General features: G+C 68.6%; 17 protein-coding genes. 4 read left to right on the plus strand and 13 right to left on the minus strand.

Translation table 11 applies throughout. The features are described 5' to 3' along the window. Positions 1 to 26: 26 nt before the first annotated feature. Positions 27 to 917, minus strand: a complete 891-nt coding sequence (locus tag D6T63_RS12775) for a hypothetical protein (protein ID WP_147394371.1) — start codon at positions 915 to 917, stop codon at positions 27 to 29. 179 nt (positions 918 to 1096) lie between these two features. Here D6T63_RS12775 and xseA point away from each other — a divergent pair, with 179 nt between their 5' ends. Both xseA and D6T63_RS12785 read left to right on the plus strand, forming a co-directional pair. Then, positions 1097 to 2386, plus strand: a complete 1290-nt coding sequence (gene xseA / locus D6T63_RS12780) for an exodeoxyribonuclease VII large subunit (protein ID WP_120149547.1) — start codon at positions 1097 to 1099, stop codon at positions 2384 to 2386. A 130-nt stretch (positions 2387 to 2516) separates the two neighbouring features. Then, on the plus strand, positions 2517 to 2753 hold the full coding sequence (locus D6T63_RS12785; protein WP_120149430.1) for an exodeoxyribonuclease VII small subunit: 237 nt from the start codon (positions 2517 to 2519) through the stop codon (positions 2751 to 2753). Between the two features lie 33 nt (positions 2754 to 2786). On the opposite strand, the gene D6T63_RS12790 is transcribed toward D6T63_RS12785, so the two are convergent. The 8 genes from D6T63_RS12790 to D6T63_RS12825 form a co-directional block, all read right to left on the minus strand. Further along, complete coding sequence (locus D6T63_RS12790; protein WP_182976991.1) at positions 2787 to 3641, minus strand: PPK2 family polyphosphate kinase; 855 nt, start codon at positions 3639 to 3641, stop codon at positions 2787 to 2789. 43 nt (positions 3642 to 3684) lie between these two features. Next, positions 3685 to 4902, minus strand: a complete 1218-nt coding sequence (locus tag D6T63_RS12795; protein ID WP_120149432.1) for a pyridoxal phosphate-dependent aminotransferase — start codon at positions 4900 to 4902, stop codon at positions 3685 to 3687. An 89-nt stretch (positions 4903 to 4991) separates the two neighbouring features. Further along, complete coding sequence (locus tag D6T63_RS12800) at positions 4992 to 5954, minus strand: ABC transporter substrate-binding protein (RefSeq protein ID WP_120149433.1); 963 nt, start codon at positions 5952 to 5954, stop codon at positions 4992 to 4994. Beyond that, on the minus strand, positions 5951 to 6703 hold the full coding sequence (locus D6T63_RS12805) for an ABC transporter permease (RefSeq protein ID WP_120149434.1): 753 nt from the start codon (positions 6701 to 6703) through the stop codon (positions 5951 to 5953). Before D6T63_RS12805 ends, D6T63_RS12800 begins: the two co-directional genes overlap by 4 nt. Then, on the minus strand, positions 6703 to 7410 hold the full coding sequence (locus tag D6T63_RS12810) for an ABC transporter permease (protein WP_328588675.1): 708 nt from the start codon (positions 7408 to 7410) through the stop codon (positions 6703 to 6705). Before D6T63_RS12810 ends, D6T63_RS12805 begins: the two co-directional genes overlap by 1 nt. A gap of 2 nt (positions 7411 to 7412) precedes the next feature. Beyond that, the gene (locus D6T63_RS12815) at positions 7413 to 8531 is read right to left on the minus strand and encodes an ABC transporter ATP-binding protein (protein WP_120149435.1); all 1119 of its coding nucleotides are present in this window, start codon (positions 8529 to 8531) and stop codon (positions 7413 to 7415) included. A gap of 290 nt (positions 8532 to 8821) precedes the next feature. Continuing rightward, a complete protein-coding gene (locus tag D6T63_RS12820; RefSeq protein ID WP_120149436.1) occupies positions 8822 to 9784 on the minus strand; it encodes an N-acetylglucosamine kinase in 963 nt (320 codons plus the stop codon). Between the two features lie 66 nt (positions 9785 to 9850). After that, positions 9851 to 11092 (minus strand): MFS transporter, encoded by a 1242-nt coding sequence (locus tag D6T63_RS12825; protein WP_120149437.1) that lies wholly within the window; start codon positions 11090 to 11092, stop codon positions 9851 to 9853. A gap of 167 nt (positions 11093 to 11259) precedes the next feature. Here D6T63_RS12825 and D6T63_RS12830 point away from each other — a divergent pair, with 167 nt between their 5' ends. Together D6T63_RS12830 and D6T63_RS12835 are read left to right on the plus strand one after the other, a co-directional pair. After that, the gene (locus tag D6T63_RS12830; RefSeq protein WP_182976992.1) at positions 11260 to 11742 is read left to right on the plus strand and encodes an Lrp/AsnC family transcriptional regulator; all 483 of its coding nucleotides are present in this window, start codon (positions 11260 to 11262) and stop codon (positions 11740 to 11742) included. A gap of 56 nt (positions 11743 to 11798) precedes the next feature. After that, positions 11799 to 12692 (plus strand): alanyl-tRNA editing protein, encoded by an 894-nt coding sequence (locus D6T63_RS12835; RefSeq protein WP_235830732.1) that lies wholly within the window; start codon positions 11799 to 11801, stop codon positions 12690 to 12692. A 6-nt stretch (positions 12693 to 12698) separates the two neighbouring features. Here the strand turns inward: D6T63_RS12835 and D6T63_RS12840 are convergent, their stop codons facing one another. The 4 genes from D6T63_RS12840 to galU all read right to left on the minus strand — a co-directional run bounded on the left by D6T63_RS12840 (position 12699) and on the right by galU (position 16687). After that, entirely contained in the window at positions 12699 to 13997 is a 1299-nt protein-coding gene (locus tag D6T63_RS12840) for a phosphotransferase family protein (RefSeq protein WP_182976993.1), read from the minus strand. 71 nt (positions 13998 to 14068) lie between these two features. Further along, positions 14069 to 15055, minus strand: a complete 987-nt coding sequence (locus D6T63_RS12845) for a hypothetical protein (RefSeq protein WP_147394372.1) — start codon at positions 15053 to 15055, stop codon at positions 14069 to 14071. Between the two features lie 93 nt (positions 15056 to 15148). Further along, positions 15149 to 15778, minus strand: a complete 630-nt coding sequence (locus D6T63_RS12850) for a GNAT family N-acetyltransferase (RefSeq protein ID WP_120149442.1) — start codon at positions 15776 to 15778, stop codon at positions 15149 to 15151. Positions 15779 to 15784: 6 nt separating this feature from the next. Beyond that, the gene (gene galU / locus D6T63_RS12855; protein ID WP_120149443.1) at positions 15785 to 16687 is read right to left on the minus strand and encodes a UTP--glucose-1-phosphate uridylyltransferase GalU; all 903 of its coding nucleotides are present in this window, start codon (positions 16685 to 16687) and stop codon (positions 15785 to 15787) included. Positions 16688 to 16730: the final 43 nt, after the last annotated feature.

Here is a 16730-nt window from a genome sequence, read left to right on the forward strand (position 1 = left end):
CGATGCCCGGCGACAGGCTGATCCCCCTACGGCTGCGCTGTGGGCTGAGCCCGACGCCTGCGCCCGAAGGCCAACTGCCCGACGACGCCGATGACGAGCGCGAGGACTCCCCCGACGACCACCGGCATGCTGGAAGCGGCGAGGTCCGCACCGGCCCGCTCAGCGAGACCGGTGACGAAGACGTCAGCGATGGCACTCGTCCCGCTCCCCGGGGCACGTGCCGCGTTTCCCGGCACCCAGATCCGAGCCAGCAGTCCCACCACTCCGATCCCCGCGACCCCGAGCCCGAGCAACGCGAGAGTGGTGCCACGCCGCTGTGCGATCACGAGCGCCAGCAGCGCCAGGATCCCCGCACCGGCAAGGTACAGCTTCCAGGCCTGCACCGCCTCGGCGACACCGCTCAGCACACCTCCACGCTCGATGGATCCGATATCGATCGTGGTGTCCGACGGAAGCGGGATGTCGAGGCCGAGGCCTCCCCCGAGGCTCTCCGCCACGAGGCGTACCACCGGGCCGAGATCCAGGGTCAGGACAGCCGGCGCGGGCTCCGAGGGCTCGGGTGCCCGGGCGAAGGTGAACGCGTGGGACAGGCGGAGGGTCTCCGTCCACGCCGCGGAATAGCCGGGTGACCCCGTGACCGCTCCTGCGGCATCGCGGATGAGCGGCTCCACGAAGGAGTCGAGCCGCTCGGGAAGCCCCGTGTTCCCTGTGACTTCCTTCACCAGCGAGTCCGAGAGCGCCGCCTGGAAATCGGCGTCGTCCGCGAGTGGAGCCGCCAGCGCCACGAACCCCGACTCCTGCACGAGGTTTCCGTCGATCCACGCCGACGCGAGACCTCCGGCAGTGACCACGAGCGACAGGAGAGCCAGGAGGGCAGAGAGGAAGGTCCGCATGAAGTCCTTAAACTTGAGGTACAACGTCCGATTATGCCCGTTCCGCCCGCACTCGACACAGCACGCCGGGCGGTGGCGGGTACCCTCGAAACGCACATGCCCGTGACCATGACGGCCCCTGGGGGTCGGGGATGGTACAGATGAACAGTGCAGTCCTCCGACGCGGAGGCAGCACCACCGACAGGCCCGAGGACAGGACACTGATGACGAGCGAGGGATTGCGAGCGCCTGCTGACGAAGCGCGGCCGGCGTCCACTGTCCCGGCGACGGCGGCCGAGACGTCCCCTGACTCGCCCTGGCCGCTGCACCTCCTGTCGGAGAAGCTGAAGGCCCATATCGAGCGGGCTCCGGCGGCCTGGGTCGAAGGTCAGGTGATCGAACTGACTCGCCGCTCGAGCATGTGCTACATCACCCTGCGCGACGTCGACTCGGAGGTGTCCCTCTCCCTGTCCGTCTATGGGACCGTGATGGACCGCGTGTCCTCACCCCTGGAGCGCGGCTCGCGGGTCGTTGCCCGCCTCAAGCCCGATTTCTGGATCAAGACGGGTCGGCTCTCGATGCAGACGATCGACATCCGACCGGTCGGTATCGGTGACCTCCTCGCCCGCATCGAACGCCTGCGGCAGGCGCTGGCAGCCGAAGGTCTCTTCTCTGCTGCACGCAAGAAGCCGCTACCGCTCCTCCCGCATCGGATCGGACTGATCACCGGGCGCAATTCGGACGCGATGAAGGACGTGATGCGCAATGCCGCACTTCGGTGGCCGGCGGTCGAGTTCGAAGTGCGGGAGGTTGCCGTCCAGGGTGTCAGCAGCGTGGCGCAGGTGTCCGCGGCCCTGGCCGAGCTGGACGCACATCCTCTCGTCGACGTCATCATCATCGCCCGGGGCGGTGGAGCCCTCGAGGACCTCCTGCCCTTCAGCGACGAGTCCCTGGTACGTGCCGTGGCGAGAGCTGCTACTCCCGTCGTCAGCGCCATCGGCCACGAGGCCGACCGGCCACTGCTCGATGAGGTCGCCGACCTCCGTGCGTCGACCCCGACCGACGCGGCCAAGCGCGTGGTGCCGGACGTCAGCGAGGAACTGGGGCGGATCGCACAGGCGCGCGCTACGCTGGAGCGGTCGATCCGCGTGCTGGTGCACCGCGAGAGTGAGAGTTTGGCGAACCTGCGCTCGCGCCCTTCCCTCGCCAGACCGGAGGGCATGATCGACGTGCGGGAAGCCGACGTCGAACGACTGCGTTCGAGGGCACGAAGATCCACCTCCGCCGCCGTGGATCGGGAGGCTGATGCCGTCCTCCATCTCCGGGAGCGCGTCCGGTCCCTGTCACCCCAGAAGACACTTGACCGCGGCTACGCCGTCGTCCAGACGCCGGACGGGCACGTGGTCCGGGACCCATCCGAGGTGGAGGCCGGTGGAGCCCTGCGGGTGCGGGTTGCAGGAGGTCAGTTCGGAGTGGTTGCCGAGGACGAACCGGTGCCGGGCGCAGCATCATGAACCATGCCGTCGCTCGTACCTCGGTCCGGTCCCGCCCCGGACCGGAGGCCGGCGTCGGCGTCGGCCACGCACCAGATGAGAAGTCAAAAGGGGTCCGGAGACGGACCATCGAGCAGCTAAGGAACATGCCATGACAGCCAGCACCCCGCCGGAGCCCCAGCCGGCCGGAGTAGACACACTGTCCTACGAGCAGGCCCGCGAGGAGCTTGTCGCCGTCGTCTCTCGCCTCGAAGCGGGAGGCGTGAGCCTCGAGGAATCCCTGGCGCTGTGGGAGCGCGGCGAAGCCCTGGCGGATCGCTGCGAAGCCTGGCTTGAAGGCGCCAAAGCGCGGCTTGCAGCCGCCCGGGACAAGGCCGAGGGCCAGTAGCCACCCTCCCGACGCGCTACACCCTCCAAGCCGTTACGAGGCCTGCAGCCGCTGCTTCTCCGTCTCGACGTCGAACGTCGCACGCGGCCAGCTCAACTGCATGTCCTCGAGTGTTCCGGTGAGCAGGTGCTGGACGGCGAGCCGGGCGTACCACTTACGGTCAGCCGGAACGACGTACCACGGGGTGTCGGGCGTGCTCGTCCGCTCGACCGCGAGCTGGTACGCCTCCTGGTACTGCTCCCAGTACCCGCGCTCGTCGACGTCCCCGGGGTTGTACTTCCAGTACTTGTCGTTCCGTTCGAGCCGCTCCGCGAGCCGGGTTTTCTGCTCGTCCTTGCTGATATGCAGCATGACCTTGAGCAACCGCGTGCCCGACGCTGCCACCTCGTTCTCGAACGTCCGGATAGCGCCGTACCGCTCCTCGACCTCGTCGGCAGAGGAGAGGCCGCGGACCCGCTGGACCAGGACATCCTCGTAGTGCGAGCGGTCGAAGACGCCGATCATTCCCGGCGTGGGGAGCTCACGGCGGATACGCCAGAGGAAATCGTGGTTCCGCTCGTCCTCGGTGGGCGCCTTGAACGCATGGTGCTGCACACCTTGCGGGTCCACCAGCCCGACGACGTGGCGGACGATCCCGCCCTTGCCGGAGGTGTCCATTCCCTGCAGGACGAGGAGGACCGAGATGCCGCTTCCGGACCGGCTCTCGGCGAACAGCTTCTCCTGCAGCCCCGATAATGCCTTCGCGCCGGCGGCGAGTGCCGCCGTACCCTTGCTCTTCCCGCCGTCGAAGCCCGGAGTGGACCGCGGATCGACGGCGGCCAGGGTGAAGTCCGGCCCTGCCATCAGGAGACGGCGTATCTCCGCCGTGCTGTCGGTCGTCGTGGCCATGATTCCTCCTGGTGAGGTCGGTGTCATCGTGGAGCGGTGATGCTCAGGGCTTGTAGGTGGACAGGAAATCGGCCAGCCTGTTGATTGCATCCTCGATGACCTCGACGCTCGGCAGCGTCACCATGCGGAAATGGTCCGTGTTGATCCAGTTGAATGCGCTGCCGTGGGAGATCAGGATCTTCTGCTGCTTGAGGAGGTCGAGGGCGAACTTCTCGTCGTCCTTGATGGGGTACACCTCGGGATCGAGCCTGGGGAACAGGTACAGCGCGCCCTGCGCCACCTCGCAGCTCACGCCGTCGATCGCGTTCAGCATCTGCGCTGCCTTGTCACGTTGCTGTTTCAGGCGGCCGCCGGGCAGGATCAGGTCGTTGATGCTCTGGTATCCGCCGAGCGCCGTCTGGATGGCGTGCTGCGCGGGGACATTCGCGCACAGGCGCATGTTGGCGAGCAGGTTGATGCCCTCGATGTAGTTCGCGGCGTCGCGCTTCGGTCCGGAGATGGCCATCCAGCCACTGCGGAAGCCGGCGATCCGGTAGGCCTTCGACAGGCCGCTGAACGTGAGGCACAGGACGTCCTCCCCGGCTACCGACGCCGCGTTGATGTGCACCGCGTCGTCGTACAGGATCTTCTCGTAGATCTCGTCGGCGAACAGGATCAAGCCGTGCTCGCGGGCCAGGCGGACGATGCCCTCGAGGATGGGCTTCGGGTACACCGATCCGGTCGGGTTGTTGGGATTGATGAGGACGATGCCCTTGGTGTTCGGCGTGATCTTCGAGGCCATGTCCTCGAGGTCCGGCCACCAGTGGTTGTCCTCGTCGCACAGGTAGTGGACGGGGGTGCCGCTGGCCAGCGCCACGGACGCCGTCCACAGCGGGTAGTCGGGAGTGGGGATCAGGATCTCGTCGCCCGCATTGAGCAGGGCCTGCATCGAGAGCGTGATGAGTTCACTGACCCCGTTGCCGAGGTAGACGTCGTCGACATCGATCGATTTGATGCCCCGGCTCTGGTAGTACTGCACTACGGCGGTGCGCGCCGAGAAGATGCCACGGGAATCGCTGTAGCCCTGGGATTTGGGCAGGTTACGGATCATGTCCACGAGGATTGCCTCGGGGGCCTCGAAGCCGAAGGGCGCCGGGTTGCCGATGTTGAGCTTGAGGATCCGGTGGCCCTGGGCCTCCATGGTCATGGCGTGTTCGAGCAACGGTCCCCTGATGTCGTAGAGGACGTTACGGAGCTTATCCGACTGTTTGTAGGTGGCCATTGGATCAGGATGCCACAGCAGGGGCCCGGCACGCGGCATAGCAATGCCGCGCATCGGGCCCCTGCTGGATGCTTCGGGGTTGTGCAGGACTAGCCTGCCAGTCCCTTCTCGGACAGCCAGTCGGCGGCTGCGTCTGCAGGGTTGCGCTTCTCGTCACCGCTGACCTCGCGGTTCAGCGAGAGCAGATCCTCGGTGGTCAGCTGCGCCGACACCTCGTTGAGGACGTTCTGCGCCTCCTCGCCCACGGTGTCCATGTTGATGAGCGGCAGCACCTGCTGGGCGATGAAGTTGTTCTCGGGATCCTCGAGGACCACCAGGTCGTTGTCCGCGATGGACGGCGTCGTCGTGTAGATGTCAGCGACCTGCACCTCGTCGTTGAGCAGGGCCTGGAGCGTCAACTCTCCACCGCCGTCGTTGAGGGCCTCGAAGCCGCCGGGCTCGCAGTTGTACTTCTCCTTGAGTCCGGGCAGGCCGTAGGCGCGCTCCTGGAACGTGCTCGGCGCACCGATCGTGATCTCGCCGCATACTTCGGCGAGGTCGGCGATCGACGTGAGGCCGTACTTCTCCGCCGTCGCAGCAGTGACGACGAGCGCATCCTTGTCCTCGGCCTCGCTCGGCTCGAGGACACCGAGGTTCGCATCCGGGGACTTGGCTGCAAGCGCATCGGGCAGGGCGGCCAGGATCTCTTCGGCGGAGGCAGCCGTCGCGGCCGGATCCGCCAGGAGCAGGAGATTGCCGCTGTACTCGGGGATGACGTTGATGGAGCCGTCCTCCATGGCCTGGTAGTAGATCTCACGCGAGCCGATGTTCGGTTTCGTCGTGGCTTCCACGCCGGCGGCATTGAGCGCGCCCGCGTAGATCTCGGCAATGATCTGGCTCTCCGGGAAATCAGCTGAACCGACAACGATGGACCCAGTGGGCCCGGTGCTCTCCGTTTCCCCCTGAGGGTCGCTGTTGGCACCGCAGGCAGTCAACGCCAGCACGGCCGTCAGGCCGCCGGCCAGTCCCATCATGGCGCGTCGAGCGGCGCGCGGTTGTGACAGGTTCTTCATGTTGTTCCTCCTTGTGCACTGGCAACGGCCTCTTGCCGGCCAGATTCCTTCAGCGATCCCGCACCCGGGCGCGTGGCACGCAGTCCCGCAGGGATCGCAAACTTTTGGATCAGCGCCATCAGCCCGTCGACGGCGACAGCCAGGACTGCGATCACGACGGCGCCGCCGAACAGCCGACCGTTGTCGTTGATCTGCGTGCCCTCCACGAGGAACACGCCCAGCCCGTCCGCCTTCGCGTAGGCAACCACCGTGGCGGTCGCGACGACCTGCAGGATGCCGGCCCGCACACCACCGATCATGACCTGCAGTCCATTGGGTACTTCCACCCGGAGGAGGATCTGCCACTCGGTGAGTCCCATGCTGCGCGCCGCATCGACCACCGTGCGGTTGACGGAGGAGATGCCCGCATAGACGCCGCTGAGCACGGGCGGCACCGCGAGCAGCACCAGTGCCCAGACCGAGGGCAGCACACCGCGGGAGAACAGCAGGGCGAAGAGGAAGACCATGCCGAGGGTCGGGAGGGCGCGGAGGATGCCGAGGCCCGACACGATGAGTACCCGTCCCCGTCCGGTGTGACCGACGAACATCCCGAGGGGAATGGCGATCGCCATGGCGATGAGCATGGTCAGACCGACGTAGCCGAGATGTTCCAGGATCCGCATCGGTATGCCGCGCGGTCCGCTCCAGTTGACGGGATCGGACAACCACTCGCCCATCTGGACGAACAGGTTGTTGCTGGAGTAGTCCATCAGGCAGCCACCGTCCGCACGTCGGGGGCAGCGGCCCGGGCGGTGCGCACCGGCGTCGCCCGGGTCCACGGAGTCAGGAGGCGCTCGAGGACGACGAGGACGAGGTCGAGCAGCAGGGCGAGCAGCAGCGTCGCGAGGATCCCGACGGCGATCTGCTCAGGGTAGTTGCGCGTCAGCCCGTCGGTGAAGAGCCGGCCGAGGCTCGGTACCCCGATCAGCGCGCCGACGCTGACCATCGAGATGTTCGTGACCGAGATGACCCGGATGCCCGCGATGAGCACCGGTATGGACAGCGGCAGGTCGACGGTGAGGAAACGGCGCAGGGGCGTGTAGCCCATCGCGACGGCAGCCTGGCGGACGCCGTCGTCGATCGAGTTCAGCGCGTCGACGGTCGACCGCATCAGCAGGGCGACGGCATAGATCGTCAGGGCGACGACGACGTTGACCATGCTGAGGATGCTTGTTCCGAGCACCAGTGGGAGGAAGACGAACATGGCCAGGGAGGGGATCGTGTAGAGCAGCGACGACACCGTCAGCAGAACCGCCCCGGCGGACCGGTTGAGCCGCGCGACCTGGGCGAGGGGGACGGCGATGAGGACACCGAACACGATCGGGAGGATCGACTGGACGAGGTGGTTGCCGACGAGCTCGCGGAGGAGCGCCGCGTTCGCGGGGACGTAGTCGATGATGCCCTGGATCGAGTCCACGCCTAGACCGCCGTGTTGTGGTCTGCGCGGCCGCGGTCCAGCCGTGCGGATTCGATGAGGTCGAAGACCTCGGCTGCACGAACCACGCCCAGTGCGCGTCCCTCGTCGTCGACCGTCACGCCGAGTCCCGAGGGGGAGGACAGCGCTGCATCGAGCGCACGCCGGAGCGTGTCACCGCGCGTGTAGAGGGACCCGCCCGGCACTGCTTCGGCCTGCTTCGTGATGCTGCCGCGCGTAGCCTGCGGCACCCAGCCGTGCGGTCTTCCGTCAGCGTCGACGAGCAGCGTCCAGGGTGAGCGGACCGACACCGTGGGGTCGGCCAGCCGGTCCTCCTCGATGGTTTCCACGGGGTGGATGGTGATGTGGTTCCCCTCCTGGAAGGAGAGGTGGCGGAATCCGCGGTCGCGCCCTACGAAGCCTGCGACGAAGTCGTCCACGGGCGCCCGGAGGATCTCCTCGGGGGCGGCGAACTGTGCGAGGCGACCACCGACGGCGAAGACGGCGACCTTGTCGCCGAGGATCGTCGCCTCATCGATGTCGTGGGTGACGAAGACGATGGTCTTGGCGAGGTCCCGCTGCAGGCGCAGCAGTTCCTCCTGTAACTCGGCACGGACCACGGGATCCACGGCGCTGAACGGCTCGTCCATCAGGAGGACGGGAGGGTCCGCTGCGAGGGCCCGCGCCACGCCGACGCGCTGCTGCTGGCCCCCCGAGAGCTGCCCGGGGTAGCGGCGGCCCAGGTCCGGGGCGAGGCCGACGACGTCGAGCAGTTCCTGCGCGCGCCTGCGGGCCTCGTCCTTCTTCACCCCGTTGAGCCTCGGGACGGTGGCGATGTTGTCGATCACGGAGCGGTGCGGCATGAGTCCGGAGGATTGCATGACGTAGCCCATGGAGCGGCGGAGGTCCGCGGCCTTCTGCCGCGACACGTCCTGACCGTCGAGGAGGATGGTGCCCGACGTCGGCTCCACCATCCGGTTGATCATCCGCAGGGAGGTGGTCTTGCCGCAGCCGGACGGGCCGACGAGGACGGTGATCTTTCCGCGGTCGATGTCCATGGTCAGCTCATCGACCGCGGGGCGTCCGCCGTCGTAGGTCTTGGTGACCCGGCGGAACTGGATCATCGGGAGCCCGCTGGGGGACTGCTGTAGCGATGTCATGGCAGCTGTGCCTTTCCGGGCAGGAGCTTCTCGGCCGGGCTGCGCCCGCGGGTCCGCACGAGGTGCGATTCCGGCGTGCCGTCTGGTTGTCTGCTGGGCGGGGCGCACAGCGGTCAGTCCAAGCTGTCGGAAGTTCTGAGTCTAACCAGAACTTCGAAGCGGACAGGGCAGCATATGGGTCACGGATACATCAATTCGGTCGCAGGACCCCCTGCCGGAGGGATCCGCGACCTGGTCGAGCCTCGGCCGGCGTTCTACGTCCCACCCGCCACGAGGAAGCGGACACCCCTCACGGGGTCCTGCTCGAGGAATACGACGTCGGTGATGCCCTCGGTTCCCAGCCGCGCCCTCAGCCGTGCCTGAAGATCCGGCTGGTTCATCGCGAGACCACCTCCGACGACCACCGGACCGGGGAGGCCGACGACGCCGACGACGTCGAGCACGAGGCGTGTGAGGTCGATTGCTGCCCGCTCGATGATGCCGATGGCCTCCTGGTGCCCGTTCCGCACCGCGTCGAACACGGCACGGGACTGGGCGGCCCAGTAGGTGCGTCCCGCGCCCGAGTGGAAGAGTCCGATCAGCTCGGTCGGCGTGGAGACGCGGTTGAGGGCGAGGACGGCGGAGTCGAGATCGTCGGGCAGCTGCCCCATGTCGTGACGGTGCAGTGCGCGACGCACCGCCTCACGTGCCACCCAGTAGCCGCTACCCTCGTCGCCGAGCAGGTACCCCCAGCCACCCGAGCGCGCTTCCCTGCCGTCCGCCGCGACGCCCCAGGCGACCGAGCCGGTGCCTGCGATGACAGCGACGCCCGTGCGGGCCCCTCCAGCCGCGAGGATGAGCCGTGTGTCATGCACGACGTCGATGGGGGCTCCGTGCGCGTGCGGTGCGATCAGCGCTCGCAGCCGGTCGGCGTCGGCCGCGGTGTCCACTCCCCCGGAACCGGCGACGACGCGCGTGACACCCGACTGCCCACCGGGAAGGAGCTCGTGGAAGAGCTCGGCGAGGCTCTGCACGGCGTCTTCCGAAGTCACGTTCTGGACGTTGGCGCTTCCCGCCCTGGCTTCGGTGACGAGGACGCCGTCCCGCCACAGCGCTCCGTGGGTCTTGGATCCGCCGATGTCCAGCCCGACGACGAGGGACCCCTCCAGCGAGCCGTCACCGGCGTCACCGCTGTCACCTGTCAGGGGAAGCGAGGCTGGAGCGGGAGTGTCGGGCATGGCTACAGCCTACAAAATGCCCGGACCCCGTCCGCACCGGCGGGCTGCGCGGAGGCCCCTCCCGCGCTAGGAGCCTGCGCGAAGGCGCAGGACCAGCGAAGCCGACGCGAGGACCGCACAGGCGCCCGCGACCACGAGCGCGAAGACGGTGACGGAGGCATTGAGGCCCCAGATTCCGGCCGCGGCCCCGAGGCCCAGCACGGGGACGGCGCTGCCGAGGTAGGTGAGGACGTACACGGCGCTCACCGTCTGGGCGTGCAGCGCGGGATCCACCCGGATGGACACCTCGTTGAACACCACCCGGAAGGCCATGCCCTGGCCGAAACCGGCCAGGACGCAGGCTCCGACGAGCAGGGGGAGGCTGCCGGTTCCCGCCGCGACGGGCAGCAGGCCGACGCCCACCGCCATCCCTGCAAGCCCGATCGGGACCACGAGCCGGCCGCGGGGAGAGAGGAGCTGGCTGAGTGCCGACGAGGCGAGGACGAGGGCGGCGAGGAGTCCGATCAGCGGCCGTGACGATGTCCCTGCGATGCCCGCGAACCAGGTGGGGGCCAGGCTCAGCGTGAAGCCGAAGACGGCGAAGCTGAGGAACCCCACGAGGGACGCGGTCCAGAAGGACCGCCGTGCCTCCCGTGAGACGGCCGGGCGGCGAGGGCGGAGCGCTGCCAGCGGACGGTCCCCGGCGGCGGGCTTGATGGCGGGACGTGCGCGGAGCAGCACCAGGGGGATCAGGAGGCTCGCCAGCAGCAGAAGGTAGACGACGAACGGGGTCCTGGTCGGTGCGGGCAGGAGGGACAGGAGCCCTCCGATGACGGGACCCGCGGCCACTCCCCCGGCCGAGGCCATCAGGGTGAAGCGCGACGCCCAGTCGGGGCGGGACGGGAGCAGGTCGCGGAGGGCCGCGGCACTTGCTCCGGTGGCGAGGGCGACGGCGCCGCCCTGGAGCGCGCGGCCGGCCGCCAGCATGGGTAGCGACGTGGCGACGGCGAAGAGCGCCGCTCCCAGGAGTCCGAGGAGGACGGCGAGGACGAGGGCGGCCCGCCGCCCGATGTGGTCCGACCAGTGGCCGGCAAGGATGAGCCCGCCGACCAGCGCCAAGACGTAGGAGGCGAAGGCGACCGTGATGGCGAAGGGGGTCAGGCCGAGGTCGGCCTGGATGAGCGGGTAGATCGGGGTAGCGAGGTTGGCCCCGACGAGAAGGGCGGAGATCACGGTCACGGCGAGCGCGAGGCGGATGGCCAGGGACGCGTCCCAACTGCGCTGTCCGGCACTGCCGGGTCTCATCCGTAGCTCGTTGATGACGCTCATCGCACTCCTCCTTGCACCCACGCGCCCAGAGTAGGCGCTTCTTTCGGGCGCAGCGGCGCCCGGACCTCTATAGGATGGAGCAGATTGCCCGCCCTGCAGCGTCACAGGAGCTGCTTTTGAGCGCCGTGCGCAACAGAGGCACGAAGAACTGACGGGAAGTGCGCTTGATGAGCAAGCTGGACAACCTCGACCTGCGACTGCTGCTCGAGTTGGTGCGCGATCCCCGCGCCCAGGTGAGCGAGCTGGGAGAACTGCTCGGCGTCGCACGCAATACCGCGCAGAGCCGCATCCGCCGCCTGCTGCGGACCGGGATCCTGCGCCATAGCGGACGCGAGCTCGACCTCGAGGCGCTCGGGTACGACGTCGTCGCGTTCGTCACCATCGAGGTGGCGCACCGTGAGCTCGATGGCGTGATCGCCGGGTTGCGCACCCTCAACCAGGTTCTCGAGGTCCACGAGATCTCCGGCCGCGGTGATGTGTGGTGCCGCGTCGCCGCTACGGACACCCACAACCTGCAGGCAGCGCTCCGCTCCGTGCTCCGGCTGAAGGGCGTCATCCGCACCGAGACGGTGCTCGCACTGCACGAGCACATCCCCTACCGCACCGAACCGCTGCTCGAGCGGCTGGCACAGCTGCCCGCCGACGCCTGATCGTGCACGGCCCATACCCGGACCGCCAGACCGCCGCTGCATCACCCGAGGAGACCATGATGACCCTGCCCGCGTCCGACACCACCGTCACCTACCCCGCAGGAGCCGTGGAAGCGGTCTCGCGGGTACTCCATGTCGAGATGCGCGACGACGGCCGGCGGGTGGTCCTGCTCGACACCACCGCTTTCCACCCGGTCGACTCCGCCTGGCCGGACCAGGGACCCGACCGCGGGGTACTCGTAGCGGGCACGCGCACCTGGCCGGTCACGGACTGCGTGGTCGGCGCCACCGATGGCACCACCCTCCACCTGGGCGCCGGGTCGCCGGTCCGCAAGGGCACCGACGGCTGGGCGTTCGTCGTCGTGCATGTCATCGAGGGCTCCCGGAGCGAGCCCGACGGCGGACCCGCGGAGGGCGACGAGGTGGTCGTCCGTGTCGATGCAACGCATCGTGTGGCGGTGTCCGCCGGGCACACCGGCTGTCACCTCGCGTCCCTGGCCCTCAACCGCGCGCTGTCGGGCCGCTGGAAGAAGGACGTGGCACCGGACGCCCTGGGCGCTCCGAACTTCGACGCACTGGCGATCGACACCACGGTCATCGGTGAGTTCGGTTCGGTGGACCGGTACCGGCTGGGCAAGTCCCTCCGCCGGAAGGGCTTCGTCGTCGAGGATCTGGACACCGACGCGATCGCTGCTGAGGTCGACGCCACCCTCGCGGAGTGGACCGCGACGGGTGCCTCCATCAGCATCGAGGCTGACGGTCCGGGGCTGACCGACCGCCGCCGATGGGTCTGCGGGCTCCCCGGCGAGCGCGCCGAGATCCCCTGCGGCGGAACGCACCTCACGTCATTGGCCGGGATCGACGTCGCCGTCCGGCTGGAACTGGACGACGCCGACGGGACACCGGTCCTGCAGATGGACACGCGGGTCGCAGTGCCCGGTCCGTCCTGACCGGTCCTAGGCTCCTGACCGGCCCTGGACGATACCCTTCCGGCGGAACCCGCCGAGTACCCGTGCCTCCGCGAGGAAACGCTCTGCGACCTGCAGCCGCGAGATCGCCTCGTTGTCCCCGCCGTCGTGCTCCGCCCGGCGTCGGGCCCCCGCGATCAGCGTCAGGCTCACCGCTGCCGCACGGCTCCGGAGGGCCACAGGGTCGACGAAGTGGTCGAACCCCGCGGTGAAGCGCCGCAATGCCTCCGGTACGTGCGTGTAGCCCGCGTGGAGTCCGGGCAGGACCGCCAGGTGTCCCAGGAAGCAGGCGAGGTCGTCGACGAGATGTCCCGGACCCAGCGCATCGACGTCGAGGAGTCCTGAGACCGCTCCGTCCTGGATGAGCAGGTTACCTTCGTAGAAATCGCCGTGCGTGGGCACGAGCGGTCCGGCATCGCTCGAGCGGACGGCGTCGTCGATCTCGGCAGCGAGCCGCCGGATGTGGTCGGCCTCGACCGGGAGCGCCGCGACCGCAGCCTCACCGTAGTCCCGCACCCTCGCGGACCATGGCGGCCGGACGGGCAGAGCGAGGACGGCGGACGGGAGCGAGGTGAGCACGCGCACCACATCACGGGGATCGACGTCGGCCGCGCCGTCGGCCATCAGGAGCTCGGCGAGCGGTCTTCCACGGGCCGGACGCATCGCGACGACGTCCTGGACGGGATCGCCGTCGAGGACCGGCGCCGGGACGCCGGCAGCCTCCAGGAGGCGGTGGCGTTCCGCCAGCGACACCGCGGCATCAGGCCTCAGGACCTTGAGGTAGCGGCGGTCCTCGCCGTTGCGGGCAAGGACGACGGCGCGCCGCAGGGGGCGGTAACTGAGCAGGTCCAGCACGGTATCCCCCGGCTCATGCCCGGGCCCGAAAGCGAACGCGGTGACGCGTTCGGGATCGAGGGCCAGGGGAAGCCCCGGCAGCAGTGGATCCTTCGGATGCATCCACACCGAGAGGACATCGGCGCCGTACCCGGGGACGACCACGACGCCGTCGGAGGGGTGCTGAAGGGCGCAGGAGGTGATGCAGGCGTACCTGGGAGGTGGTTCCCCGGCCGTCGGCCGCCGGCGTGCGGGCATACCTGACACGGCCCGTACCTCGATCGGGAAGACACCGGTCACTCCGGCTCCCGGCCGGTGATGGATCGAGGCCGGTTGCCATGACACCAACTCCCAGCCCGCGGCGCCGAGCGCCCGGCTCAGCAGCTCGCGTGGAGCGTCCGAGGCCAGGAGCGCGATGGTGCCCTGCTCACGCATGATGCGTGCGTCCCTCACCCTCATCCGACGCCTAGGAGATACCTAGGGGCGCACGCCGTGGTGCCGGTTCCCCCGCCACGACCGATCGCTCAGGCGCGCCGACGCTGCAGCACGTCATCGAGGTTGATCCGTCCTGTCGCCGGCGCCGCACTGCCGTCGAGCGCCTCGGCCTCCTCCGTCGCTGCCGCAACCCGGGCTGCTGCCTCGGATGCCTTGATGGGCGTCTTCGACAGGGGCCTCGGAGCCTCGGGCAGGTCCAGCGGAGCCGGCGCCTGGCGTTCGGCCTTGGCTGCGTCGACATAGGTGGGGCGCGGTACCTCGACAGGCGCCCACGCGGTGGTACCGGCAGACTGACCGGCGCTCTCGGACGGCGCGGGCGGAACCGAGCTGCGAACATCCACGATCGATGAACCGTGCGCGACGGCGAGTGCGGCCGTCCGCAGCTCCATGGGGGTCAGGGGACGCACTGGAGTTTCCTCGGCGTCGAAAAGGGTCGTGGGGCGGCGGGGCGCCGTCGGGACGTCGTGGACCGGAGGGTGGTCCTCGACAGGAGCATCGATCCGGACGGGTGCCATGGCCTCCGCGAAGGCACGCTCCACCCGGGCACGCCGACTCCGGATGGCCATGGCGCGCAACGTGAGAACCGCGGCGACGGCGACACCGACGCTCACCAGAGGGACGAGGAGTGAGACGACACCGAACGCACTCAGGATGAGGGTCACCGGGAGTGCGAGCAGCGCGAGCAGTCCCAGGAGCGCCACACCGATGCGACCTCGATGCAGCATCGACACTCCCGAGCTGTCCGGCCGCCACGACGCACCGGTGGCATGCGCTACGGCCTTGTCGGTCGTCGCGGGGTGCGGTTCGTGGGTGTTTCCCGAGCGGGCGTGATCGTCCTGCGGCGCGGTCATTGTCATCATGCTCTCCATGGAACGGCGTGTCCCGGCGATGGGCGATTGGTGTGAGGCTCCGGCGAGGTCCGGCGTGGTCCTCCGGAGGACGGAGGGTGCCACCCAAACCAGCCAGAGACCGACGATTGCGACGAGCACCAACGAGCTATCCAGGGAGAAGACCACACTCAAAACCGTAGGAGCACTTCGGCCCGGCATCCCGCATTGTTCCCGGTGTGTCGGGAGCTAATATGCTGCTCACGGCATTCGACCCCCGTGTCACTCCTGGCGGGGCTGCAGGCTCTCGAGCCAGGGAGCCAGGAGACCGCGCGGAACCTCCTCGGACGTCAGCGCGAAACTCCTGTGATCAGCCCACTGTCCGGCGATGTGCAGGTACCTCGGGCGCAGCCCCTCGTCGCGGAAGCGCAGCTTCTCCACCACGCGGAGGCTGGCACTGTTCTCCGGACGGATGTTGATCTCCATACGGTGCAGGCCGAGTTCGCGGAAGCAGTAGTCGGTGACGAGGGCCACCGCCGTCGGAGCAAGGCCGCGACCCGCACGCTCGGAATCGATCCAGTAGCCAAGGGTCGCCGTCATCGCAGAACCCCAGGTGATACCGGACACCGTCAGCTGGCCGACGAGCCGGGCGTCCCGCGAACCCGGGTCCTGTTCCGTGATGAGGAAGGGGAGAGCCGAACCCTGGCGCGCCTGGGCGGTCAGGGAGCGCACCATCTGGTGGTACGTCGGGAGGAAGCCCTCCGGATCGGGATTGGATGCCTCCCAGGGGGCCAGCCAGCCGGCATTGCGGTGGCGCAGTGCGGTCCACGCCGCCTTGTCCCTGTGACGGATGGGCCTCAGGACCAGCGAACCGGTCCTGAGGGTCACGGGCCAGCTGAGTGCCGACCACATGGCGATCTAGTCCGAGATGTTCTTGCTGAAGTCCTTGATCCACGCCCGGAGGTCCGGACCGAGGTCCTCACGCTCCGATGCCAGTGTCACGACGGCCTTCAGGTAGCTGAGCTTGTCGCCCGTGTCATAGCGGCGCCCCCGGAACACGACTCCGTACACGCCTGACCCCTCGCCCTCGGCGGCTGCAAGGGTCTGAAGCGCATCGGTCAGCTGGATCTCGCCACCACGACCCGGCGCCGTCGTCTCGAGGACCTCGAACACGCGGGGGTGGAGCACATACCGACCTATCACTGCGAGGTTCGACGGCGCATCCTCGACGGCGGGCTTCTCGACCAACTGGTTCACGCGGACGTGGTCCTCACCGTCGATCCCCGTGATGTCGGCGCAGCCGTAGGCACTGATCTGCCGGGGATCGACCTCGATCAGGGCGATGACGGAGCCGCCCGTCTTCGCCTGGACCGCGATCATGGTCTCCAGGAGGGGGTCACGCTCGTCGATCAGGTCATCGCCGAGAAGGACGGCGAACGGTTCGTTGCCGACGTGCAGCTTGGCGCGGAGGACGGCGTGGCCTAGGCCCTTGGGGTCGCCCTGACGGAGGTAGTGGATGTCGCCGAGCTCGGACGGGCGGCGTACGGCTGCCAGCTTGTCGAGGTCGCCCTTGGCCTCGAGGGTCTGCTCGATGAAGGGAACGCGGTCGAAGTGATCCTCGAGCGCCCGCTTGTTACGCCCCGTGATCATCAGGACATCGGACAGACCGGCGTCGACGGCCTCCTGGACCACGTACTGGATGGCGGGCTTGTCCACGACGGGAAGCATTTCCTTCGGCATCGCCTTGGTGGCAGGAAGGAAGCGGGTCCCCAGGCCGGCCGCGGGGATAACGGCCTTCGTCACGCGTGATCGCAAAGTCATGGCTCCACATTACATAACGGGTGAGGTATTCCCCCCGCATGAC

This window comes from Arthrobacter cheniae, assembly GCF_003602275.1.
In the GTDB taxonomy this organism is placed as follows: Bacteria; Actinomycetota; Actinomycetes; order Actinomycetales; family Micrococcaceae; genus Arthrobacter_D; species Arthrobacter_D cheniae.